21 protein-coding genes and 1 pseudogene are annotated in these 20,686 nt (G+C 68.9%); 11 read left to right on the top strand and 11 right to left on the bottom strand.

Features of this window, described 5'->3' with window-relative positions; translation table 11 throughout:
* On the top strand, positions 1 to 544 hold a 544-nt coding region (locus VMD50_RS19805), incomplete at its 5' end, for an acyl-CoA dehydrogenase family protein (RefSeq protein ID WP_325429862.1).
* The gene (locus VMD50_RS19800) at positions 541 to 1,713 is read left to right on the top strand and encodes a pyridoxal phosphate-dependent aminotransferase (RefSeq protein ID WP_325429860.1); all 1,173 of its coding nucleotides are present in this window, start codon (positions 541 to 543) and stop codon (positions 1,711 to 1,713) included. The genes VMD50_RS19805 and VMD50_RS19800, both read left to right, overlap by 4 nt.
* Here the strand turns inward: VMD50_RS19800 and VMD50_RS19795 are convergent.
* Positions 1,700 to 3,529 (bottom strand): fatty acyl-AMP ligase, encoded by a 1,830-nt coding sequence (locus VMD50_RS19795; RefSeq protein WP_325429878.1) that lies wholly within the window; start codon positions 3,527 to 3,529, stop codon positions 1,700 to 1,702. The two genes, VMD50_RS19800 and VMD50_RS19795, sit on opposite strands and share 14 nt — an antisense overlap.
* 144 nt (positions 3,530 to 3,673) lie before the next feature.
* Positions 3,674 to 4,506 (bottom strand): annotated as a pseudogene (locus VMD50_RS19790) (arylamine N-acetyltransferase family protein).
* Between VMD50_RS19790 and VMD50_RS19785 the strand changes: the two are divergent.
* Positions 4,507 to 4,668: a hypothetical protein gene (locus VMD50_RS19785; RefSeq protein ID WP_325429858.1), complete on the top strand. Its 162-nt coding sequence runs from the start codon at positions 4,507 to 4,509 to the stop codon at positions 4,666 to 4,668.
* 103 nt (positions 4,669 to 4,771) lie between these two features.
* Positions 4,772 to 5,227 (top strand): hypothetical protein, encoded by a 456-nt coding sequence (locus VMD50_RS19780; RefSeq protein WP_325429856.1) that lies wholly within the window; start codon positions 4,772 to 4,774, stop codon positions 5,225 to 5,227.
* A 57-nt stretch (positions 5,228 to 5,284) separates the two neighbouring features.
* Here the strand turns inward: VMD50_RS19780 and VMD50_RS19775 are convergent, their stop codons facing one another.
* The 5 genes from VMD50_RS19775 to hsaA form a co-directional block, all read right to left on the bottom strand.
* A complete protein-coding gene (locus tag VMD50_RS19775; protein WP_325429854.1) occupies positions 5,285 to 6,124 on the bottom strand; it encodes a CHAD domain-containing protein in 840 nt (279 codons plus the stop codon).
* A gap of 61 nt (positions 6,125 to 6,185) precedes the next feature.
* Positions 6,186 to 6,749: a 3-hydroxy-9,10-secoandrosta-1,3,5(10)-triene-9,17-dione monooxygenase reductase subunit gene (gene hsaB / locus VMD50_RS19770; RefSeq protein WP_325429852.1), complete on the bottom strand. Its 564-nt coding sequence runs from the start codon at positions 6,747 to 6,749 to the stop codon at positions 6,186 to 6,188.
* Positions 6,750 to 6,758: 9 nt separating this feature from the next.
* The gene (gene hsaC, locus VMD50_RS19765; protein ID WP_325429850.1) at positions 6,759 to 7,658 is read right to left on the bottom strand and encodes an iron-dependent extradiol dioxygenase HsaC; all 900 of its coding nucleotides are present in this window, start codon (positions 7,656 to 7,658) and stop codon (positions 6,759 to 6,761) included.
* The gene (gene hsaD / locus VMD50_RS19760; RefSeq protein WP_325429848.1) at positions 7,655 to 8,530 is read right to left on the bottom strand and encodes a 4,5:9,10-diseco-3-hydroxy-5,9,17-trioxoandrosta-1(10),2-diene-4-oate hydrolase; all 876 of its coding nucleotides are present in this window, start codon (positions 8,528 to 8,530) and stop codon (positions 7,655 to 7,657) included. Before hsaD ends, hsaC begins: the two co-directional genes overlap by 4 nt.
* On the bottom strand, positions 8,530 to 9,714 hold the full coding sequence (gene hsaA / locus VMD50_RS19755; RefSeq protein WP_325429846.1) for a 3-hydroxy-9,10-secoandrosta-1,3,5(10)-triene-9,17-dione monooxygenase oxygenase subunit: 1,185 nt from the start codon (positions 9,712 to 9,714) through the stop codon (positions 8,530 to 8,532). Before hsaA ends, hsaD begins: the two co-directional genes overlap by 1 nt.
* Before the next feature lie 148 nt (positions 9,715 to 9,862).
* On the opposite strand from hsaA, the gene VMD50_RS19750 reads away from it, so the two are divergent.
* On the top strand, positions 9,863 to 10,945 hold the full coding sequence (locus VMD50_RS19750) for a ferredoxin--NADP reductase (RefSeq protein WP_325429844.1): 1,083 nt from the start codon (positions 9,863 to 9,865) through the stop codon (positions 10,943 to 10,945).
* A 27-nt stretch (positions 10,946 to 10,972) separates the two neighbouring features.
* The gene (locus VMD50_RS19745) at positions 10,973 to 11,506 is read left to right on the top strand and encodes a hypothetical protein (protein ID WP_325429842.1); all 534 of its coding nucleotides are present in this window, start codon (positions 10,973 to 10,975) and stop codon (positions 11,504 to 11,506) included.
* A 3-nt stretch (positions 11,507 to 11,509) separates the two neighbouring features.
* On the opposite strand, the gene VMD50_RS19740 is transcribed toward VMD50_RS19745, so the two are convergent.
* Positions 11,510 to 12,103 (bottom strand): CPBP family intramembrane glutamic endopeptidase, encoded by a 594-nt coding sequence (locus VMD50_RS19740; RefSeq protein ID WP_325429840.1) that lies wholly within the window; start codon positions 12,101 to 12,103, stop codon positions 11,510 to 11,512.
* Between the two features lie 51 nt (positions 12,104 to 12,154).
* On the opposite strand from VMD50_RS19740, the gene VMD50_RS19735 reads away from it, so the two are divergent.
* Positions 12,155 to 12,835, top strand: a complete 681-nt coding sequence (locus VMD50_RS19735; protein WP_325429838.1) for a DNA-3-methyladenine glycosylase family protein — start codon at positions 12,155 to 12,157, stop codon at positions 12,833 to 12,835.
* 60 nt (positions 12,836 to 12,895) lie between these two features.
* On the opposite strand, the gene VMD50_RS19730 is transcribed toward VMD50_RS19735, so the two are convergent.
* Together VMD50_RS19730 and VMD50_RS19725 are read right to left on the bottom strand one after the other, a co-directional pair.
* Positions 12,896 to 13,717, bottom strand: a complete 822-nt coding sequence (locus VMD50_RS19730) for a slipin family protein (protein WP_325429836.1) — start codon at positions 13,715 to 13,717, stop codon at positions 12,896 to 12,898.
* 113 nt (positions 13,718 to 13,830) lie between these two features.
* Positions 13,831 to 15,963, bottom strand: coding sequence for an acyl-CoA dehydrogenase family protein (locus VMD50_RS19725; protein ID WP_325429834.1), 2,133 nt, complete (start codon positions 15,961 to 15,963; stop codon positions 13,831 to 13,833).
* Between the two features lie 280 nt (positions 15,964 to 16,243).
* On the opposite strand from VMD50_RS19725, the gene kstR reads away from it, so the two are divergent.
* Positions 16,244 to 16,849 (top strand): cholesterol catabolism transcriptional regulator KstR, encoded by a 606-nt coding sequence (gene kstR, locus VMD50_RS19720; RefSeq protein ID WP_325429876.1) that lies wholly within the window; start codon positions 16,244 to 16,246, stop codon positions 16,847 to 16,849.
* Between the two features lie 19 nt (positions 16,850 to 16,868).
* On the opposite strand, the gene VMD50_RS19715 is transcribed toward kstR, so the two are convergent.
* Positions 16,869 to 17,948 (bottom strand): Rv3575c family transcriptional regulator, encoded by a 1,080-nt coding sequence (locus tag VMD50_RS19715; RefSeq protein WP_325429832.1) that lies wholly within the window; start codon positions 17,946 to 17,948, stop codon positions 16,869 to 16,871.
* A gap of 189 nt (positions 17,949 to 18,137) precedes the next feature.
* On the opposite strand from VMD50_RS19715, the gene VMD50_RS19710 reads away from it, so the two are divergent.
* Genes VMD50_RS19710 through VMD50_RS19700 form a run of 3 tightly spaced genes read left to right on the top strand, consistent with a single transcriptional unit; the run spans position 18,138 to position 20,664 of the window.
* Complete coding sequence (locus tag VMD50_RS19710) at positions 18,138 to 18,986, top strand: metal ABC transporter solute-binding protein, Zn/Mn family (protein ID WP_325429874.1); 849 nt, start codon at positions 18,138 to 18,140, stop codon at positions 18,984 to 18,986.
* Positions 18,983 to 19,807 carry a metal ABC transporter ATP-binding protein gene (locus VMD50_RS19705; RefSeq protein WP_325429831.1) on the top strand — a complete coding sequence of 275 codons (825 nt, stop codon included), beginning with the start codon at positions 18,983 to 18,985 and terminating at the stop codon, positions 19,805 to 19,807. Before VMD50_RS19710 ends, VMD50_RS19705 begins: the two co-directional genes overlap by 4 nt.
* The gene (locus VMD50_RS19700; RefSeq protein ID WP_325429829.1) at positions 19,804 to 20,664 is read left to right on the top strand and encodes a metal ABC transporter permease; all 861 of its coding nucleotides are present in this window, start codon (positions 19,804 to 19,806) and stop codon (positions 20,662 to 20,664) included. The genes VMD50_RS19705 and VMD50_RS19700 overlap by 4 nt, the downstream gene beginning before the upstream one ends.
* Positions 20,665 to 20,686: the final 22 nt, after the last annotated feature.

Below are 20,686 nucleotides of genomic sequence, written 5' to 3'. Positions count from 1 at the left end.
CGAGCTCAGCAGGTGGACACGCTTCACCGCACAGCCGGTGGCGACGATGGACCCCACCCGGCGCCTGGCCCGGCTGCGGCCCGAAGAGGGCGCCGAGATCACGGCGCTCGGGCCCGACCCGGGCATCGCGGACATCGCGGCCATCCTGCTGGCGGCCGAGCAGATCGGCGCGGCCGAACGCTGCCTGGAGCTGACCGTCGAATACACCAAGAACCGGGTGCAATTCGGCCGGCCGATCGGCAGCTTTCAGGCGCTCAAGCACCGGATGGCCGATCTGTATGTCGCCGTCGCCGCGGCGAAGGCCGTGGTGTCCGACGCGTGCGACGACCCCACTCCCACCAAAGCCGCCACCGCCCGCCTGGCCGCGACCGAGGCCCTGAAAGCCGTGGCGGCCGAGGGGATTCAGCTGCACGGCGGCATCGCGATCACCTGGGAGCACGACATGCACCTGTATTTCAAACGCGCGCACGGCAGCGCGCAACTGCTCGGCTCGCCGCGAGAGTTGTTGCGGCAACTCGAATCACAGGTGCTTCTGGCGCCGTGACCGAGCATGTCGCAGCGCGCGCCGGCATCCCGCCGTTCTATGTGATGGATGTGTGGCTGGCCGCCGCGGAGCGCCAGCGCACCCACGGCGACCTGGTGAACCTGTCGGCGGGCCAGCCCAGCGTCGGTGCGCCCGAGCCGGTGCGCGCGGCCGCGGCGTCCGCGCTGCACCTCAACCAGCTGGGTTACACGGTAGCGCTGGGCATTCCTGAGCTACGCGCGGCGATAGCGGCGGATTACCGGCGCAAGCACGGGATCGACTTGGAGCCCGACGCGGTCGTCGTGACGACGGGATCATCGGGCGGGTTCCTGCTCGCCTTTCTGGCGTCCTTCGACGTGGGCGACCGCGTGGCGCTGGCCAGCCCAGGCTACCCGTGCTACCGAAACATCCTGTCGGCGCTGGGATGTGAGGTGGTCGACATCGCCTGCGGGCCGGAGACCCGGTTCCAGCCCACCGCCCGGATGCTCGCCGAGCTGGACCCGCCGGTGCGGGGCGTGATCGTCGCCAGCCCTGCGAATCCCACCGGGACGGTCATCCCGCCGGCCGAGCTGGCCGCAATCGCCTCGTGGTGCGAGACCTCCGGAGTGCGGCTGATCAGCGACGAGGTCTACCACGGACTGGTCTACGAAGGCGCGCCGCAGACCAGCTGCGCCTGGCAGACGTCACGAGATGCCGTGGTGGTCAACAGCTTCTCGAAGTATTACGCGATGACGGGCTGGCGGCTGGGCTGGCTGCTCGTGCCGAGCGAGCTGCGCCGGGCGGTGGATTGCCTGACCGGCAACTTCACCATCTGCCCGCCGGTGCTGTCGCAGCTCGCCGCGGTGGCGGCCTTCACCCCGGAGGCCACCGCGGAGGCGGACGGCAACCTGCGGCACTACAGCATCAACCGCTCGCTGCTGCTCGACGGGCTGCGCGCGATCGGCATCGACCGCCTGGCGCCCACCGACGGCGCGTTCTACGTGTACGCCGACGTCTCGGACTTCACCGGCGACTCGCTTGGGTTCTGCTCAAAGTTGCTGTCCGACACCGGCGTTGCCATCGCGCCCGGCATCGACTTCGACACCGCGCGCGGCCATTCGTTCGTCCGGCTGTCGTTCGCCGGGCCGACCGGCGACATCGAGGAGGCCCTGCGCCGGATCGGGCCCTGGCTGCCCGTCAGCGGTTGTTGAACCGCCCGGCGAGGTACTCGGCCCGGCAGGCGCTGCGCGCGAGTTTGCCGCTCGTCGTGCGGGGGATGGTCCCGGCGGCCACCAGCCGCACGTCGGCGACGCGGATCTGGTGGTGCCGCGAGATCGCCGCCCGCACGGTCTCTGCGATCGGTCCCAGTTCTGCACGGCCCGCGCCGGCGGCGCGCTCGGCGACGACGACCACCTGCTCGCCAGAGCCGCTGCCGGACGAAATCGCCTCGGCCGGAACGGAAAACGCGGCGACGTAGCCGGTGCGGATCGCTGGCGAAGCTTCGCTGACGGTGGTTTCGATGTCGTGCGGGTAGTGGTTGCGGCCGTCGATGATGATGAGGTCCTTGATCCGGCCCGTCAGGTACAGCTCGCCGTCGACGTAGACACCGAGATCGCCGGTCGCCAGCCAGGACCCGTTGTCGGGAGCGCCCTCGGCGTGGCTACCGACCTCCAGCCGGGACTGCAGCTTGTTGCCGAACACCCGTCGCGTCTCGTCCTCACGGCCGAAATACCCACGGCCGACGTTGTTGCCGTGCAACCAGATTTCCCCCACGGTGCCGTCGGGCACCTCCGTGCCGTCCGGGTCGGCGATCACCGCCCACTGCTCGAGGATCGGCTGGCCGCACGAGACAAGGGAGACCGCACCCGGCGACGTCGGGTCGACGACCACCGCGCGGCCGGCGCCGAGCTGCTCCCGGTCGAGGAAGATCGCGCTGGCCGCCGCGTCCGAGGCGATGCTGGCGACCGACAGCGTCGCCTCCGCCATCCCGTAGGACGGCTTGACCACCGTCGCCGGCAGACCATACGGGGCGAACGCCTTCGTGAACTGCTCGATCGCCGACATGCTCACCGGCTCCGACCCGTTGAGCAGGCATACCACGTTGCTGAGGTCGAGATTCTCGCCGGCCGGAGGGAGCCCCCGCTGGGCCGTCAACTCGAAGGCGAAGTTCGGGGCCGCCGCCATTGTCCGGCCCCGGGTCGCCGCGATACCCAACTGTTTGATCCATCGATAGGGCCGGCGAAGGAAAGCCATGGGATCCATCAGCGTGACGTGCGCGCCGAAAAAGGCCGTGAACACGATCATCATCAATCCCATGTCGTGATATAGCGGCAGCCAGCTCACGCATTGGACGTCGGTGTTCAGCCCGCCGTGCAGGATCATCTGCATCGCGTTGGTGTAGACGGCGCGATGGGTGATCTCGACCCCGGCCGGCGTGCGCGTCGAGCCCGACGTGTACTGCAGATAGGCGAGATCGTCGGTAGCGCGGACGGGTTCGGCAAAGGTCGCGCCGAGCGACGCGGGTACCGCGTCCACCGCGATCATCCGCGGCCGCTCGTGCGCGGGCAAGGTCCTGATGAACGCCCGAACCGACTCGGCCGCCGCGGTCGTGGTCAAGACCGCCGCGGGCCGGCCGTCGGCAAGCACCGCCGCCAACCGCTCGCCGTGCCCCGACAGAGTCGGCGCAAAGAGCGGGATCGCGACGTTGCCCGCGTGGACGGCGGCGAAGAAACCCGCCACATAGTCGAGGCCCTGCGGCGCCAGGATGGCTACCCGGTCGCCGGGCTGGGTGACCTGCTGCAGCCGGGCGCCGATCGCGCAGACCCGCGACCACAGCTCGTTCCAGCTGAGCTCGATGACCCGGCCGTCTTGTTCCTGCGAGTAATCAAGGAAGCGGTACGCCGGGCTGTCACCGAGCTGAGCGCGGTTGCGGTCGAAATTCGAGGTCAACGTCACGCCCTTGGGCACCACGATCCTGGCTGCAGGGGCGGCGTCGGCGCCTACGCTCCGCGAGGCGGCCCCGACAATATTGGTTGACCCGTGATCCCGACTCACGTCGGGACAGATTAATAGACGTCCTTATAATTCGCCGCATTTACCCCGGTATGGCGGTCATCACCATTGTGGCGGTGGGCTGAGGAGGATCACACGAGGATCGGATGACGTGCGGGATCAAGCCCCGAGGACCTTGTCGAGGCGGGCTTCCAGCGCACCACGCTCGCCGACATCGGCCACGTTGACCCCGAACCGTTCGGCAAGGGTATCCACGACGGCGGCCGCGTCCGCCAGGCGGATTTTCTCGCTGCCGTCCGCGCGGTGGATGGTCAGGTCGCGCCCGGCCAGGTTCAACCGGACGTCCTCGGCGACACGTGCGGCCATCAGGCCGCCGGTCACAAAGTGCGACGAGGGGTGGGTCGAGACGAACCAGCTGCCCACCTTCAGATCGATGTCCGGCTGGGTGCGCGTCGTGAACTCGCAGAGCGGCACCCACTGGTCGCGGATGAGTGCCTGCACAACCAGCCCGTCGCGGCGGTCCTCGAGCCCGTACGGCCCGTGGGTGGTCTGTTGGACGCTGCCGGTTTGGATGCGGAGCGGAGAGGTCGGTGTCTGGCCGCCGAAGCCGACGTCGACGAGATACACCCCTGCGACCCGGGAAATGTCACCGCCAACACCGTGTGCGTCTGTGCGGGGAACGGCGCGTCGGGCGGGAGCATCCAGATCACCCTGCCGGCCAATCGCCGCACCCGAAAGCCAAATTCAGCGAGCACGTAACCCATCAACCCGTTCTGTTCGTAGCAATAGCCGCCCCGGCGCCGGTGAACCAGCTTGTCGGTCAAGGCCTCTGGGCTCAGGTCGTCGACCGGCACTCCGGTCAGCGGATCGAGGTTCTCGAACGGAATCGCTTGCGTGTGAGCGGTCACCAGACCCTGCAGGGCGTCAAGGCTCGGCTCGGCGGCGCCGCGGAAGCCGATCCGGTCGAGGTACCCGTTCAGGTCCAGGGTCATATGGCCATTCTGGCCCGAGTCCGCCCCGACCGCTTGCGCCAGCCAAGCCTCACGCACGCCCGGGCGGCGCCGGGGGCGGCCGTGGCCGGTGACAGGCTCGTCGTCGCCGGGCAGCCCGACAAGCAGCTCGTCGCGCAGGCCGAGGCGCTCGATTTCAGGTAGCGGCGCAGCGGGTTGGATCTTCGCTGTTTTATATCTGTCGAATATGGGGAAACCGCTACGGACGGGCTGCAGCACACCACCCACGACACGTACGGAGCCCCCTATGAGCAGCACTGTTTGGATTGTGATCGCCGTGATCGCGGCGGTCCTCGTGATAGCCGCCGTGATCTTCGCGGCGAACAAAGCGGCGCGCCGACGCCGCCAACGGCAGGCCGAGGAGATTCGCGAACAGGCCAAGGTGGAGTCGTCCCGGGTCGAACGGCGGCAAGCGCTCGCCGACGAAACGGCCGCCAGGGCACGCGCCGCGCAGGCCGAGGCCGAAGCCAAGGCCGCCGAGGCCGCCCGGCTGCAGGAACGGGCGGCGAGCCATCAAAGCGACTTGGCGGCATCGCGTCAGCAACTCGAGGACCACTGGAAGCGCGCCGACAGCCTCGACCCGAACGTCGCGGAAACGGGCGAGGAGCCCGCCAACGGTCGCGGCGACGCGGCCCGCGGGACGCCGCAACAGCCGGTGGCCGACGCGGAGCCCATCCGGCATCGCCGGCCGTCGTCAGGCTGATCGGCCCGCGCACACCCGATGGCCCGCCCCCCTCAAGCGGGCCATCGGGTGTGCCCCTCACAGGAGCTGTAAGGCGCCGTCCCGGCATTGGCGGGCGATCTGTTGCTCGCGGGCATACAACATGCCGTAGCTGAAGCCGTTCTCCCCGACCGTTGTTCCCGCGGTCACCGCCATCTGCCGAAGCGCTTCCGTGGCGACGACGGTGTCCTGATGGTCCCCGAGCAGACTTTGAATCCGCTTGTAGTGCTTGATGGTTCGCTTGGCCCGCTTGTGCAGGGGTTGGTGTAGCTCGGCGGCGTAGCGGGCGCGCTTGGCGGCCTTACGCGCCTTGTGCAGCATCACGTCTTCGCCGGACTCCAGCGCCGCGACCAGCCTCCGGTCCGCCTTGCGTTGCGCCCGCCGGGCCCGCTTGCGCAGCGCCTCGGCGGAGATCTGTTGATCGACGGGTGGTTCGTCGCGCCAGCGGCGCAACGCCGCCATCAACGCGTGATAGCGGTCGGAGCCCATCGCCTCGCCCAGCCGCGCACGGGCGGGAAGCTCGACGGCTTGGAGATCATTGCGGATACGTGAGCGGACGGGGCCCAGGATCAGCTCGTCGGGCATCGCGTCCAGCGCCTCGCTGAACCGGCGCTGCTGAACCTGGCAATCGCGGACATCGCCGAGCAGCGCGGCGAACCACTTCAGTTCGCCGTCCAGGTCGCCGACCGCCCCGTCGAGGACCTGGGCGAAGACGCGCAGGGTGCTGCGGAATCGCCGGGTGGCGACGCGGGTGTCGTGAATGGTCTCCGGGGTTTCCCCGTCGCGCAGCTCCGCGTCGCCGCTTTCGATCTGCTCGATCTGAGCGTTGAGGTAGTCGACCAACGCGCGGTTGGCTGGTGAGGGCATGAGATCACGCATTCCCGAAAGCCTGTGGCCGTCAAACATGGGCCGGACGCCGGGCGCGTCGCCGCGCGAGACCCTAGAGCCAGGTGTCCTGGGTGGTCGTGGTGAGAAACGCCTCCAGGTCATCGCGCCACCGGGCCGGCGTGGTCTTGTCCGGTTCGATCCCGGTGTAGTCACCGCGATAGAACAGCAGCGGCCGCGGCTTGATCTTGGGGGCCTCCGACAGCGATCGGACCGCGCCGAACACCACGAAGTGATCGCCCCCCTCGTGCACCGAGGCGACCGTGCAGTCAATGTAGGCCAGCGACCCGTCGATGATCGGCGAACCCAATTCCGAAGGGTGCCAGTCGATACCGGCGAACTTGTCGGGTTCCTTCGACCCGAACCGCGCAGACACGTCCTTCTGCTTCTCTCTCAGCACATTGACGCAGAACCGGCCGGTGGCCTCGATGGCCTTCCAGGACCGCGACACCTTGGTGGGGCAGAACAGCACCAGCGGCGGGTCCAGCGACAGCGCCGCAAACGACTGGCAGGCGAAGCCGATCGGCACCTCGTCGTGAACGGTGGTGATGACGGTGATCCCGGTGCAGAACTGACCCAGCACCTGCCGGAAGGCCCGCGGATCGATCTGCCCTGACATGACTTCAGGTTAGGCGAAGCCGACCGTGAAGTCGTGACCCCACAGGCTCACCGCGGTGCTCTCCCGGGCGATCCAGTCGTGGTCATCGACTTTCCTGCCCTCGCAACCGAACTCGACGTCGAAGCCGCCGGGCGTCTTCATGTAGAACGACAGCATCAGGTCGTTGACGTGGCGGCCCAGCGTGGCCGACATCGGCACCTTGCGGCGCAACGCCCGGTCCAGGCACAGGCCGACGTCGTCGGCTTCTTCGACCTCGACCATCAGGTGCACGATGCCGCTGGGGGTCTGCCCGGGCATGAAGGCGAGGCTGTGATGGCGCGGGTTGCAGCCCAAGAACCGCAGCCAGACCGGCGCCCCGTCGGCGGGCCGGCCCACCACCTGCGGCGGCAGCCGCATCGAGTCGCGCAGCCTGAAGCCCAGCACGTCCCGGTAGAAGTGCAGCGTCTCTTCGTCGTCGCGGGTGGTCAGGACCACGTGCCCCAGGCCCTGCTCACCGGTGACGAACTTGTGCCCGTACGGGCTGACCACCCTTCGGTGTTCCAGGGCGGCGCCGTGGAAGACCTCCAGGCAGTTGCCCGACGGGTCGGAGAAGCGGATCATCTCGTCCACCCGGCGGTCCGCCAGCTCGGCCGCGGTGGCCTCCTTGTAGGGCGTGCCCTCCACGTCGAGCCGGTTTCGGATCTCTTGCAGGCCTTCGGCATTCGCGCATTCCCAGCCGGCCTCACTCAGCTGGTCGCGCTCGCCGGGCACGATGACCAGCCGGGCCGGGAAGTCGTCCATCCGCAAATAGAGCGCACCCTCGGTGCTGCCCTTACCCTCGACCATGCCGAGCACCTTCAGGCCGTACTCGCGCCAGGCCGCCATGTCGGTGGCCTCGATGCGCAGGTAGCCCAGAGAGCGGATACTCATCGCGCGCCTCCCAGGAAATCGATGGTCAGCTTGTTGAATTCGTCGAACTTCTCCACCTGCGCCCAGTGCCCACATTGCCCGAAAACGTGCAGCTGCGCACGCGGAATGGTCTTCAGCGCCACCAGCGCGCCGTCCAGCGGGTTGACCCGGTCTTCTCGGCCCCAGATCAACAGCACCGGCTGGCGCAGCCGATACACCTCGCGCCACATCATGCCAAGCTCAAAGTCGGCCCCCGCGAACGACATTCCCATCGCCCGCGTCGCCGTCAGCGATTCCGGCGTGCCGGCCAACGCGAAACGCTGATCCACCAATTCGGGGGTGATCAGGTCCTTGTCGTAGACCATCATCCGCAGGAACGCCTCGAGGTTCTCCCGGGTCGGCTCGACGGAGAACTTCCCCAGCCGTTTGACCCCCTCTGTCGGATCGGGCGAGAACAGGTTGACGCTCAGCCCGCCAGGCCCCATCAACACCAGGCGCCCGGCCCGGTCGGGGTAGTCCAAAGCGAACCGGACGGCAGTGCCGCCGCCCAGCGAATTGCCCACCAGCGGAACGCGTCCCAGGCCCAGTTGGTCGAAAAGCCCGTTGAGGGCCCGGGCGGCGTAGCGATTGAACTGCCCGTGCTCCGCCCGTTTGTCGGAATGCCCGTACCCGGGCTGATCGACGGCCAGCACGTGAAAGTGCTCGGCCAGCACCGCGATGTTTCGCGAGAAGTTGGTCCAGCTCGATGCGCCCGGACCGCCGCCGTGCAGCAGCACGACGGTCCGATCGTTGCCCGCGCCGGCCTCGTGGTAGTGCAGCTTCAGCGGGCCGTCCACGTCCACTTCGACGAGGCGCGAAGTGGACTCGAACGTGAGTTCCTCGATCGCCGTCATCACACCATGGTGTCGCCGGGCGGCAACCCGAATTCGTTGTTCCCGAAGATCACGTAGGCGCGCTCGGGGTCGTTGGCGGCGTGCACACGGCCGGCGTGCGCGTCACGCCAGAACCGTTGCACCGGTTGGTCGTTGGCCAACGCGGTGGCGCCGGACGCCTCGAACAACCGGTCGATCGCAGAAATCGACCGGCCGGTGGCGCGCACCTGGTCGCGGCGGGCCCGGGCGCGCAGCTCGAACGGGATCTCCTTGCCGGCGGACAGCAGCGCGTACTCGTCGGCGACGTTGCCGCTCAGTTGCCGCCAGGCGGCGTCGATGTCGCTGGCCGCCTCGGCGATGCGAACCTTGGCGAACGGGTCGTCCTTGGCCTTCTCACCGGCGAACGCCGCCCGCACCCGCTTGCCCTGATGCTCCACGTGCGCGTCGTACGCGCCGTAGGCCATGCCGACGATGGGCGCCGAGATGGTGGTGGGATGCATGGTGCCCCAGGGCATTTTGTACACCGGGGCGGTGTTGGTCCGGTATCCGCCGGCGGTGCCGTCGTTCATCGCCTTGTAGGACAGGAACCGGTGCCGGGGCACGAAGACGTCTTTGACGACCAGCGTGTTGCTGCCGGTGCCGCGCAGGCCGACGACGTGCCACACGTCGTCGATGCGGTACTCGCTGCGCGGGATGAGGAAGCTGCCGAAGTCCACCGGGCGGCCGTCCTTGATGACCGGGCCGCCCACGAAGGTCCACGTGGCGTGGTCGCAGCCCGACGACCAGTTCCACGAGCCGTTGACCAGGTAGCCGCCGTCGGTCACGACGCCGGCGCCCATCGGGGCGTAGGACGAGGAGATGCGGGTCTTGGGGTCCTCGCTCCAGACGTCCTCCTGGGCCTGCTGGTCGAACAGCGCCAGATGCCAGTTGTGCACGCCGATGATCGAGCTCACCCACCCCGTGGAGCCGCAGGCGCTGGCCAGCCGGCGGACGGCCTCGTAGAACAGCGCGGGGTCGCACTGCAGCCCGCCCCACTGCTCGGGCTGCAAAAGGGTGAAGAACCCGATGTCCTCGAGCTCCTGAACGGTCTGGTCGGGCAGCCTGCGCAGATCCTCCGTCGCCTGGGCGCGCTCCCGGATCTGCGGCAGCAGATCGTCGATCCCAGCCAACACCGACTGCGCATCACGCTGTTGAATGGACGTCACGTAAGTTGGCCTCCCCGGGAGTGCGGACTTACCCAGAAGACTAGAACACGTTCCGATTTGTGTCGAGCAGGGTATTCCTGCGGCTGGTAGCGATACCAATCCGGTTTTCTATAACATGTTCTAGTTGACGGAAAGGGAAGGACGGGTCTTGACGGAAGCGATTCCCGACGAGCCGCTCGGCGACCACGTCCTTGAACTGCAGATCGCCGAAGTCGTCGCCGAAACCGACGAGGCGCGGTCGCTGGTGTTCGCCGTGCCCGATGCGCCCTGTGATCCGGAAATCCCGCCGGAACGACTCCGGTACGCCCCCGGACAGTTCCTCACGTTGCGCGTTCCCAGCGAGCGCACCGGCTCGGTGGCGCGCTGCTACTCGCTGTGCAGCTCGCCGTTCACCGACGACGCGCTGACGGTCACGGTCAAGCGCACCGCGGACGGCTACGCGTCCAACTGGCTGTGCGAGCACGCCCACAAAGGCATGCGCATCCACGTGCTGGCGCCATCGGGCAACTTCGTGCCCAAGACGCTCGACGACGACTTTCTGCTGATGGCGGCCGGCAGCGGGATCACCCCGATCATGTCGATCTGCAAGTCGGCGCTCGCCGAGGGCGGCGGGCAGGTGACGCTGCTCTACGCCAACCGCGACGACCGCTCGGTGATCTTCGCCGACGCGCTGCGCGAGCTGTCGGCGAAGCATCCCGACCGGCTCACGGTGCTGCACTGGCTGGAATCGCTGCAGGGGTTGCCCAGCCCGACCGCGCTGGCGAAGCTTGCCGCCCCGTTCACCGATCGGCCCGTGTTCATCTGCGGCCCGGGGCCGTTCATGGAGGCGGCGCGGGTGGCGCTGGAAGGGCTGAAAGTGCCTGCCGCACAAGTGCATATCGAGGTGTTCAAGTCGCTGGAGTCCGACCCGTTCGCGGCGGTGAAGGTCCAGGACACCGCCGAGGGGGACGAGCCGCCGGCCACCGCGGTGGTGGAACTGGACGGCGAGACGCACACCGTGTCGTGGCCGCGCAACGCCAAGCTGCTCGACGTGCTGCTCGCGAAAGGTCTGGATGCGCCCTTCTCGTGCCGGGAGGGCCACTGCGGCGCCTGCGCCTGCACCCTGCGCAGCGGCAAGGTGAACATGGAGGTCAACGACGTCCTGGAGCAGCAGGACCTGGACGACGGCCTGATTTTGGCCTGTCAATCTCGCCCGGAATCTGATTCGGTAGAAGTCACCTACGACGAGTAGTGGCGTAGCGAACCGGAAGGGGCCCCGATGAAGCGGCTGTTGCCGGGGTTTGCGGTCGTCGGAGCGATGCTGGCGGTCCTGCCGAGCCCAATCGCTGGCGCGGCGAGCAACACCGCCACGACCCTGTTCCCGCTGGACGGCCCCAACCAGCTCGAGACGCACATGACCCTCGAATGCTTCAAGTCCGGCGGCTTCTGCAACTTCACCGCCGGCGCCGACATGCAGACCCCCGACGGGGTCACCGGATTCCCGAACGACCTGTGGGCCCGGCAGACCACCGAGATCCGGTCGTCGAACCGGCTGGCCTACCTGGACGCGCACGCCAACGGCCAGTACGAGCGGGTGCACAAGGCGATGGGCAACGACGAGGTCACCACCGTGTACTTCGGCGGCGGCCCACCGGACAAGTACCAGACGAGCGGCCGCATCGACTCGACCGACTGGCAGACTGGCCAGCCCAAGACCGACATCAACGTCGTCACCTGCACCCACATCCAGGTGGTCTACGGCGGGGTCAACATCACCTCGCCCAGCACCTGCGCGCAGACGACTTTTTCCTGACCGCTACCGGCCGAGCCGAAATCGCGCCGCAGTAACCCCGCATGCGTCGGTGAGAAAATGAGCCACCACGACGGAACGCAGCCCGCGCGACCGCCGGGCCACAATGGTGGAGGCTGTACCGACCACCGCAGCACCCGCCACAAATCGACACCTGCCCGCGGCCGACGGCAGGATCAGCTGCGGCGCCAGATGCCAGACGGAAAAGCCGACGAGCGACCAGAGCATCGCCGGCCGGCTTCGCCCCGCGAATTCTCTGATGAACAGTCCTCGCCAGAGCAGTTCCTCCCCGACGGCGTTGACTGCCGCGCTCGCCACCATCACGGCGGCCGTGGCCGCATCGATCTCGCGACGATGCGGAATGAGTTGCGTGCCAACGGCGCCCATAACCGGCAGGGCCAGCAACGCTGCGTCACCCACGGACGGCCGCCGACCCGTGGTCAGTAACCGCGCCGCCGTGCGCGGTCCCATGACCCAGAGCGGTAGCGCACCGCACCAGTCGGCCCAGTAGACGGCGAAGCCCGCGTTGTAGGCGGTAGGACCCGCCGAGCGCCGGCGAAGCGCCAAAAAGGCGACGGACATGCTCACCGGTACGGCCACCGGAACACACGCCACCACCGCACGACGAGCCGCTGTGTTCGATCCGGACATGTGCGAATCCTGTCCTCGTTTGACGACAACGACCAGAATGCATCTGTGAGAACACGGCTTGATCAAGCGCGGGCCGATCTGCGCCGGGCGGACCCGATTCTGGCACGCCTGATCGACGCCGATCCCGATTTCGACCCGCGGGCCTGGCTGGCGGAGCTGCCGCCGATGGATGCCTTTGGCGCCTTGATATTTCAGGTGATCGGTCAGCAACTCTCGGTCCGCGCGACCAGGCGCATTCTCGATCGGCTGATAGAACGCTCCGGTGGCGCACTACCCACCCCGGAAGCCATTTTGGCCATGGCGCCCGAAGCACTGGCCGAGGTGGGACTGTCGCGGCGCAAGGTCGCGACCTTGCATGAGGCCGCTCGGCGCTTCGCCGATGGCCGATGGCGTGACGATGAACTTCGGCGCCTGTCTGACCGCGAAATCGAAGATCTCCTCACGACGGTCCCGGGAATCGGCCCGTGGACCGTACACGGCATCTTGATCATCGCCTTCGATCGAGAGGACGTCATGCTGCCGGGCGACCTCGCCCTGCGCAAGGCGATCCAACGCATCTACGCCATCGATCACCTGCCCTCCGAGACGGAAGTCGTTGCGCTGGCGGAGCGCTGGCGCCCGTGGCGTAGCTTGGCCGCCGCATATCTTTTCCAGGCCGCGTTCGACGGCAGCCGAAAATAGTTCATGGACAACAAGATAAAGGTCGGGCTCACCGGGACGCGGCAGATCGCCGGTTCGGGGTCAGACGGCGGCGGCCTGTGAGGCCCCGTTTGGCGCGGGCGTCTTTGAGGCCTGCGCCTCCCGGGTCAGGAAGCTGGTGAGCTCCCCGATCGCGTTCATCAGCGGGGCGGGGAACACGATGGTGGTGTTCTTCTCCACCCCGAGCTCCAGCAGGGTCTGCAGGTTTCGCAGTTGCAGGGCCAGCGGGTGGCGCATCATGGTGTCTGATGCCTCACCCAGCGCGGCGGCGGCGCGCGCTTCCCCTTCCGCGGCAATGATTTTGGCGCGCTTCTCCCGCTCGGCCTCGGCCTCGCGCGCCATCGCGCGCTTCATGCTGTCGGGCAGCTGGATGTCCTTGAGCTCGACCAGGGTGACCTCCACGCCCCATTCCACGGTGGTGGTGTCGAGGATCTGGCGGATGCTGCCGTTGATCTTCTCCGTCTGGGCCAGCACCTCGTCGAGGGAATGTTGTCCGACGACGTTGCGCAGGGTGGTCTGGGCGATCTGGTTGATGGCGGCGTTGACGTTCTCGATGACGACGACGGACTTGCGGGCGTCGATCACGCGGAAGTAGGCGACCGCGGCGATGTCGACGCTGACGTTGTCGCGGGTGATGATCCCCTGCGACTGGATGGGCATGGTCACGATGCGCATCGATACCCGCCACAGCCGATCGATGATCGGAATGATGAACCGGAGCCCGGGTTCGCGGACACCGATCACCCGGCCCAGGCGGAAGTGCACTCCGCGCTGATACTGCTGGACTATCCGTATCGAGGCGGCCAAAAACAGCGCGGCCACGAAGGCGGCGACGACGAGCGCAATGACGGCGTTTGAACTCACCTGGCCAACGCTACGAGCACCGCCGGGGCTCGGTCAGCAGCCAGAAGTCACGGCCTGCACGGCCAAAGACACTTCCCGCGTGGGCGCCGTCGCCGAAATTGCCGTTGACCGCGCTAACGCGGCAGGCCGAGCAGCCGCTCCGCGGCCACCGTGAGCAGGATCTGCTCGGTGCCGCCGGCGATGGTGAGGCAGCGGGTGTTGAGAAAGTCGAAGACCGCCTTGTTGTGGACGAGCCCGCCGCCCTCGGAGACGTCCATCATGTACTCGGCCAGCGCCTGCCGGTAGCGGACTCCGATCAGCTTGCGCACGCTGGACTGCGCGCCGGGGTCCTGGCCGCCCACGGCGAGTTGGGCGATGCGCTGATCCAGCAGCGCGCCCGTCTGGGCGATGGCGATCAGCCGTCCCAGCCGGTCTTGCTGCGAGGCGTCGAGGTCCATCTCCGCCAGCACCCGCAGCAGCTCCTCCATCGGGTTGCCCAGCGCGGTGCCGGTGGCCATCGCGACGCGCTCGTTGGCCAGCGTGGTCCGGGCCAGCCGCCAGCCGTCGTTCACCGTGCCGACCACCATCTCGTCGGGGACGAACACGTTGTCCAGGAAGACCTCGTTGAACAGCGAGTCGCCAGTGATCTCGCGCAGCGGCCGGATCTCGATGCCCGGTGACTTCATGTCCACCAGGAAGTAGGTGATGCCCTTGTGTTTCGGCGCGTCGGGGTCGGTGCGCGCGAGGCACACGCCCCACCGCGCCTTGTGCGCGGCGGACGTCCACACCTTCTGGCCGGTGAGCAGCCAGCCGCCGTCACCCCGCACCGCCTTGGTGCGCAGCGACGCCAGGTCGGATCCGGCGCCGGGCTCGGAAAACAGTTGGCACCAAAGGAATTCGCCGCGGAGCGTGGCCGGCACGAACTGTTCGATCTGTTCCGGCGTGCCGTGCTCGAGGATGGTCGGCGCCGCCCACCAGCCGATCACCAGGTCCGGCCGCACGACGCCGGCCGCCGCCATCTCCTGATCGATCAGCAACTGCTCGGCCGCCGACGCGCCGCGCCCGTACGGCGGCGGCCAGTGCGGCGCCTGCAGCCCGGCCTCGGCCAGGGCAGCCTGGCGCTGGGCCTCGGGCAGCGCGGCGACGCCGGCGACGGACGCGGCGATCTCGGGTCGCAGGCCCTCCACCTCCGAGAGGTCGATACTCAGGCGGCGCCGCACTCCCGCCTGAGTCAGGGCGGTGATGCGGCGCAACCAGCGTTCGGCCCCGCCGAGAAAGCGGCCGATGGCGTGGGCCCGGCGCAGGTAGAGGTGCGCGTCGTGCTCCCAGGTGCAGCCGGTGCCGCCGAGCACCTGAATGCAGTCCTTGACGTTGGCCTTGGCGGCGACGATGCCGATGCTCGCGGCCAGGGCCGCCGCGATCGAAAACTGGTCGGCGTCGCGATCCGCGGCGGCGCGGGCGGCGTCGGCGGCGGCCACCTCGGCCTGCTCGGCGCGGCACAACATCTCCGCGCACAGGTGCTTGACCGCCTGGAAGCTGCCGATCGGCTTGCCGAACTGCTCGCGCACCTTCGCGTAGGCGACGGCGGTCTCCAGCGACCACCGGGTGATGCCGGCGGCCTCGGCCGCCAGCACGGTCGCGGCCAGTTCCTCGACCCGACGCCCCGACTCCCCGATCACGGTGGCCGGCGCCGACGTCAGCACCACCTTGGCCAACGGCCGCGAAAAATCGGCGGCCTGTAGCGGCTCGACCCGCACGCCGTCGCCGCCGGTGTCGACGAAGAACCACTTCCCGCCGGCGGGCAGGATTACTATGGCGCCCTCGGCCGCGCCCAGCACCCACGGCAGCGTGCCCGACGCTCGTGCCGTCTCGCCGTCGAACTCGACCGAGACGTCGGGGCCTTCCAGCGCCACCCCGGCGAAGCGTTCCCCGGATGCCAGCGCGGCCAGCAATCCGGGGTCATCGACGACGAGCGTCGCCAGAGCCGTGGTCGCGACCGGCCCCGCGAGCAGCGCCTTGGCCGCTTCCTCGACCATCGCGCACAGGTCCTCGATGCTGCCGCCCGCCCCGCCGCGATCCTCGGGGATCGCCACACCGAACAGCCCCAAGTCGGCCAGGCCGGCGAAGACCGGCCGCCAGGCGTCGGGGTTGCCCCGCTCGACGTCGCGGATCGCGGCGGTCCCACCCGGCCCCGACGTCGGATTGCGCGCCCAATCGCGCACCAGCGCACGTGCGGCCAACTGCTCGTCGGTGACGGTCACTACCACCCTTTGGTCCTCCACGCGCCTGGTTCGGGATGAAGGGGCGCTCGTTCTTACTCGAAGCCCACTAGAACGTGTTCTAATAGTGCCAGCGATCGAGCGTCAAGTCGAACGCCATTACAGCAGTACACGTCGTTGTCCCTGCTGCGGGGAGGTGGGAAATTCACGCACAGCATGCGTATCGTTTGCGAACGGACCACCTGAAAAAGGAGCGCTTCCCCAGATGTCGTCAGACAACCCGAGTTCGGCACGCGTCGGTGACGCGCAGCCGCGCGAGGTCATGAACGTGGCGGTACTGGCGGAGTCCGAGCTCGGCTCGGAGGCGCAGCGGGAGCGCCGCAAGCGCATCCTGGACGCCACCATGGCCATCGCGTCCAAGGGCGGCTACGAGGCGGTGCAGATGCGGGCCGTGGCCGATCGCGCCGATGTGGCGGTCGGGACGCTGTACCGGTATTTCCCCTCCAAGGTGCATCTCCTGGTGTCGGCCCTCGGCCGGGAGTTCAGCCGCATCGACGCCAAGACCGACCGCTCCGCGGTGGCCGGCGGCACCCCGTTTCAGCGGCTGAATTTCATGGTCGGCAAGCTCAACCGGGCGATGCAGCGCAACCCGCTGCTCACCGAGGCGATGACGCGCGCCTACGTCTTCGCCGACGCGTCGGCGGCCAGTGAGGTCGACCAGGTCGAGAAGCTCATCGACAGCATGTTCGCGCGGGCGATGGCCGACGGCGAACCAACCGAGGACCAGTACCACATCGCCCGGGTGATCTCGGACGTGTGGCTGTCGAACCTGCTCGCCTGGCTCACCCGGCGGGCCTCGGCGACCGACGTGAGCAAGCGGCTGGACCTGGCCGTGCGGTTGCTGATCGGCGATCAGGAGTCCGCCGGAACCTAGGCGGGTCGCCGCCATCCAACTAGGCGGGCGGGCCGGTGGTGCGCCCCCGGATCAGCTCGGTCTCCAGCAGTTCGACGACCGGCAGGCCCGATCGCGGGGGCTTCAGCAGCAGTTCACCCGCGCGGCGGCCCTTCTGCAGGTTCGGCTGCGCCAGCGTGGTCAACCCGCGGCCGATCGCCTCGGGCACGCCGTCGAACCCGGTGACGCTCATCTGACCCGGCACGTAAATACCTTGTGCGCGAAGGTAATCCATGGTGGACAGGGCCAAGATGTCGGCGGTGCACATCAGCGCGGTGATCCGCGGATTGGCCTCCAGCGCCGCCTTGGCGGCGGTGCCACCCGACTCGGGCAGATGCTCGTAGCTCTCCACCACGGTCAGCGAATCCGGGTCCACACCGGCGGCCGTCATCGCCTCCCACACGCCGGTGATGCGCTCGCGCTGGACGTCGAACGCCGGCGACCGCAGCCGGTCGGCGTCCACCAGCCCCTGCCGGCGTTCCCGGCCCAGCCGCATGGTCAGCAAACCGATCTGGCGGTGCCCCAGACCCAGCACGTAGTCGGACAGCGCCCGCATCGCCGCCCGGTCGTCGATCCCGACCCGCGACACGCCCACCAGGCCCTTGGGCTGGTCGACCACCACGACCGGCAGGCGGCGCTGCAACACCACCTGCAGGTAGGGATCGTCGTCGCAGACCGAATACACCACGAACCCGTCCACGCCCGCGCCGAGCACGGCGGCCGTTCCGTCGTCGAGGCTGCGGCTGGCCCCGACGGCGACCAGGAGCAGTCCCTGCCCCAGCTCCTCGCAGGATTGCGCCACCCCCGCGACGAAGTCCCGCGCCGCCGGGTCGTTGAAGAAGTAGGTGAGCGGCTCGGCCATCACCAATCCCACCGCGCCGGCCTTGCGGGTCCGCAACGACCGCGCCACCGGGTCGGGTCCCGGGTAGCCCAGCCGCCTCGCCGTCGCGAGCACCCGTTCGCGTAGGTCGGCCGAGAGCTGGTCCGGCCGGTTGAAGGCATTCGAGATCGTCGTGCGCGAAACCTTCAGTTCGTCGGCCAACGACGCCAGAGTCGCACGCCGGCGCGGGGTGGGACTCACGTCCGCTGACGCTACCGCGGGTCCCGGTCGGCACACACGAGGCTTCGTGGCCCCACTTTCTAATGGAAACGATTTTCATTAGTATTATGGGTCGGCCGGCGGGCCGGCGGGAGGAATCACAAGGTGCATGCAGGGCGTTGGCCCACGGCCGTCCTGGTCGTCGGGGCCGTCTTGGTCGTCGGCGCCGGCATGGCGGCGCTCGCGAGGTGCGGTGGCGCGACGCGTCCGCGTGCGGCCACCGTGGTGGCCTCCACCGACGTGTGGGGCAGCGTGGCCACCGCCGTCACCGGCCGCCACGTCGCCGTCAGGTCCATCCTCAGCGGCGCCGACACCGACCCGCACTCGTACATGGCAAGTCCCTCGGACGCCGCCGCGCTCACCGACGCCGCCCTGGTCGTCTACAACGGCGGTGGTTACGACCCCTGGGTGGACCAGGTGCTGGCCAGGCATCCGCGCATCAAATCGGTCGATGCCTACTCGTTCGTCCACGCGGACGGGCAGCCGCCCAACGAGCACGTCTTCTACGACCTGGGCGTCGCCGAGTCGGTGGCCTCCTCGATCGCCGACCGGATGGCGGCCATCGACCCGGCCAACGCGGCCGATTACCGGGCCAACGCGGCGGCGTTCTGCCGCGGCGCCGACTCGATCGCCCTCTCCGAGCACGCCATCGCCAGCGCCTACCCCGAGGCCGGGGTGATCGCGACCGAGCCCGACGCCTACTACCTGCTGGCCGCGTCGGGCCTGGTGAACCGGACCCCGGCCGCATTCGCCGCGGCCGGCGAGAACGAAACGGATCCCTCGCCATCCGACATGGCCGCCGTGCTCGACATGATCGACCACCGGCAAGTCTCGGCGCTGCTGGTCAACCCGCAGACGTCCACCACCGCGGTGGGCGGCCTCGAGGACGCGGCGCGGCGCGCCGGGGTGCCGGTCACCGAGGTGACCGAGACGCTGCCCGACGGCAGCGACTACCTCACCTGGCAGCGCAACACCGTCAACCAGCTGCTCGCCGCGTTGCGCGCGGGCGCCAAGCCATGAGCGTCGAAGCAGTCCGGGCCGTCGACAGCCACGCCCACTCCGTCTCGCTGCGCGGCGCCCGGCTGGCGTTCGGCAACCGGGTGCTGTGGGACCACCTCGACCTGTCGGTGTCGCCGGGTGAGTTCATCGCCGTGCTCGGCCCCAACGGCAGCGGGAAGACGTCGTTGCTCAAGGTCCTGCTGGGGCAGTTGCCGCTGAGCGCCGGTGTCGCGCTGGTGGACGGAAAACCGATCACGTCGGGCAGCGGAAGCATCGGCTACGTGCCGCAGCACCGCCCGCTCGACCGGGACGTGATGCTGCGCGGGCGCGACCTGGTTCGGCTGGGCATCGACGGGCGGCGCTGGGGCGGCGGGCCACTGCGATCGGCCGACCGGGCCCGCCGGCGGGCGGCCCTGTCCGAGGCGCTGCGCCAGGTCAACGGCGAGCAGCTGGCCGACGTCCGGGTGGGCGTGATGTCGGGCGGCGAGCTGCAGCGGGTGCGCATCGCCCAGGCCCTGGCCAGCGACCCGAGGCTGCTGCTGTGCGACGAACCGCTGCTGACCCTCGACCCGGCCAGCGCGAAGCTGGTGTCCGCGCTCATCGACCGCCGCCGCCGCGACGCCGGAACCACCGTCATCGTCGTCACGCACGAGATCAACACGATCCTGCCGTACGTGGACCGGCTGCTGTACCTCGTCGACGGCAGATTCGAGATCGGCACCGTCGAACAGGTGATGACCAGCCAGACGCTGTCGTCGTTGTATCGGGCCGACATTCAGGTGGTCAAGGTCAGGGGCGGCTACGTGGTGGTGGGGGAGCCGGATGACGGGTGCGGCGGATGAATCACCGGCTCGCCGAGATGCTGGGCCACCTGTTCTCCTTCGACATCACCGCCGACTTGCTCCGCCACGATTTCGTCCAGCAGGCGCTGGTCGCGGGCGCGCTGCTGGGACTGGTGGCCGGGCTGATCGGGCCGTTCATCGTGATGCGCCAGATGTCGTTCGCCGTGCACGGATCCAGCGAATTGTCGCTGACCGGAGCCGCTTTCGCGCTGCTGGTCGGGTTCGAGGTGGGCGCGGGGGCGTTGATCGGCAGCGCCCTGGCGGCGGCGCTGTTCGGGATCCTCGGTCAGCGGGCCCGGGAGCGCGACTCGGTGATCGGCGTGGTGCTGGCGTTCGGGCTGGGCCTGGCGGTGCTGTTCATTCACCTGTACCCGGGACGAACCGGGACCAGTTTCGCCCTGCTGACGGGCCAGATCGTCGGCGTCGGCTACACGGGCCTGACCATGCTGGCGCTGGTCTGCCTGCTGGTGATCGCCGTGCTCGGGACGTGCTATCGGCCGCTGCTGTTCGCCACCGTCGACCCGGACGTCGCCGCCGCGCGCGGAGTCCCGGTTCGCGCCCTGGGCATCGTGTTCGCCGCGCTGGTCGGTGTGGTGGCCGCGCAGGCCGTGCAGATCGTCGGGGCGCTGTTGGTGATGTCGTTGCTGATCACGCCGGCCGCCGCGGCGGCCCGGGTGGTCGCCTCACCGGCGGCGGCGGTCGTGGCCTCGGTGGTCTTCGCGGAAGTCGCCGCCGTCGGCGGCATCCTGTTGTCGCTGGCGCCCGGCGTTCCGGTGTCGGTGTTCGTCGCGGCCATCTCGTTTGCCACCTACCTGTTTTGCTGGCTCGTCGGGCGACGTCGCGAGGTCGGCACTTAAGCTGGTCGCACGGAGTGGGGAG

Origin of the sequence: Mycobacterium sp. (assembly GCF_035506235.1) — a bacterium.
Taxonomy (GTDB): Bacteria; Actinomycetota; Actinomycetes; order Mycobacteriales; family Mycobacteriaceae; genus Mycobacterium.
This window is presented reverse-complemented; position numbering and strand designations above follow the sequence as displayed.

Bases quoted from the DNA above. Each gene is read 5' to 3' on its own strand.
- hsaC (WP_325429850.1), bottom strand. From the start codon at position 7,658: ATGAGTATCCGCTCTCTGGGCTACCTGCGCATCGAGGCCACCGACATG.
- VMD50_RS19710 (WP_325429874.1), top strand. From the start codon at position 18,138: ATGGCGGCGCTCGCGAGGTGCGGTGGCGCGACGCGTCCGCGTGCGGCC.
- VMD50_RS19745 (WP_325429842.1), top strand. From the start codon at position 10,973: ATGAAGCGGCTGTTGCCGGGGTTTGCGGTCGTCGGAGCGATGCTGGCG.
- VMD50_RS19780 (WP_325429856.1), top strand. From the start codon at position 4,772: ATGAGCAGCACTGTTTGGATTGTGATCGCCGTGATCGCGGCGGTCCTC.
- VMD50_RS19785 (WP_325429858.1), top strand. From the start codon at position 4,507: ATGGCCATTCTGGCCCGAGTCCGCCCCGACCGCTTGCGCCAGCCAAGC.
- VMD50_RS19775 (WP_325429854.1), bottom strand. From the start codon at position 6,124: ATGCGTGATCTCATGCCCTCACCAGCCAACCGCGCGTTGGTCGACTAC.
- VMD50_RS19705 (WP_325429831.1), top strand. From the start codon at position 18,983: ATGAGCGTCGAAGCAGTCCGGGCCGTCGACAGCCACGCCCACTCCGTC.
- hsaB (WP_325429852.1), bottom strand. From the start codon at position 6,749: ATGTCAGGGCAGATCGATCCGCGGGCCTTCCGGCAGGTGCTGGGTCAG.
- hsaD (WP_325429848.1), bottom strand. From the start codon at position 8,530: ATGACGGCGATCGAGGAACTCACGTTCGAGTCCACTTCGCGCCTCGTC.
- VMD50_RS19700 (WP_325429829.1), top strand. From the start codon at position 19,804: ATGAATCACCGGCTCGCCGAGATGCTGGGCCACCTGTTCTCCTTCGAC.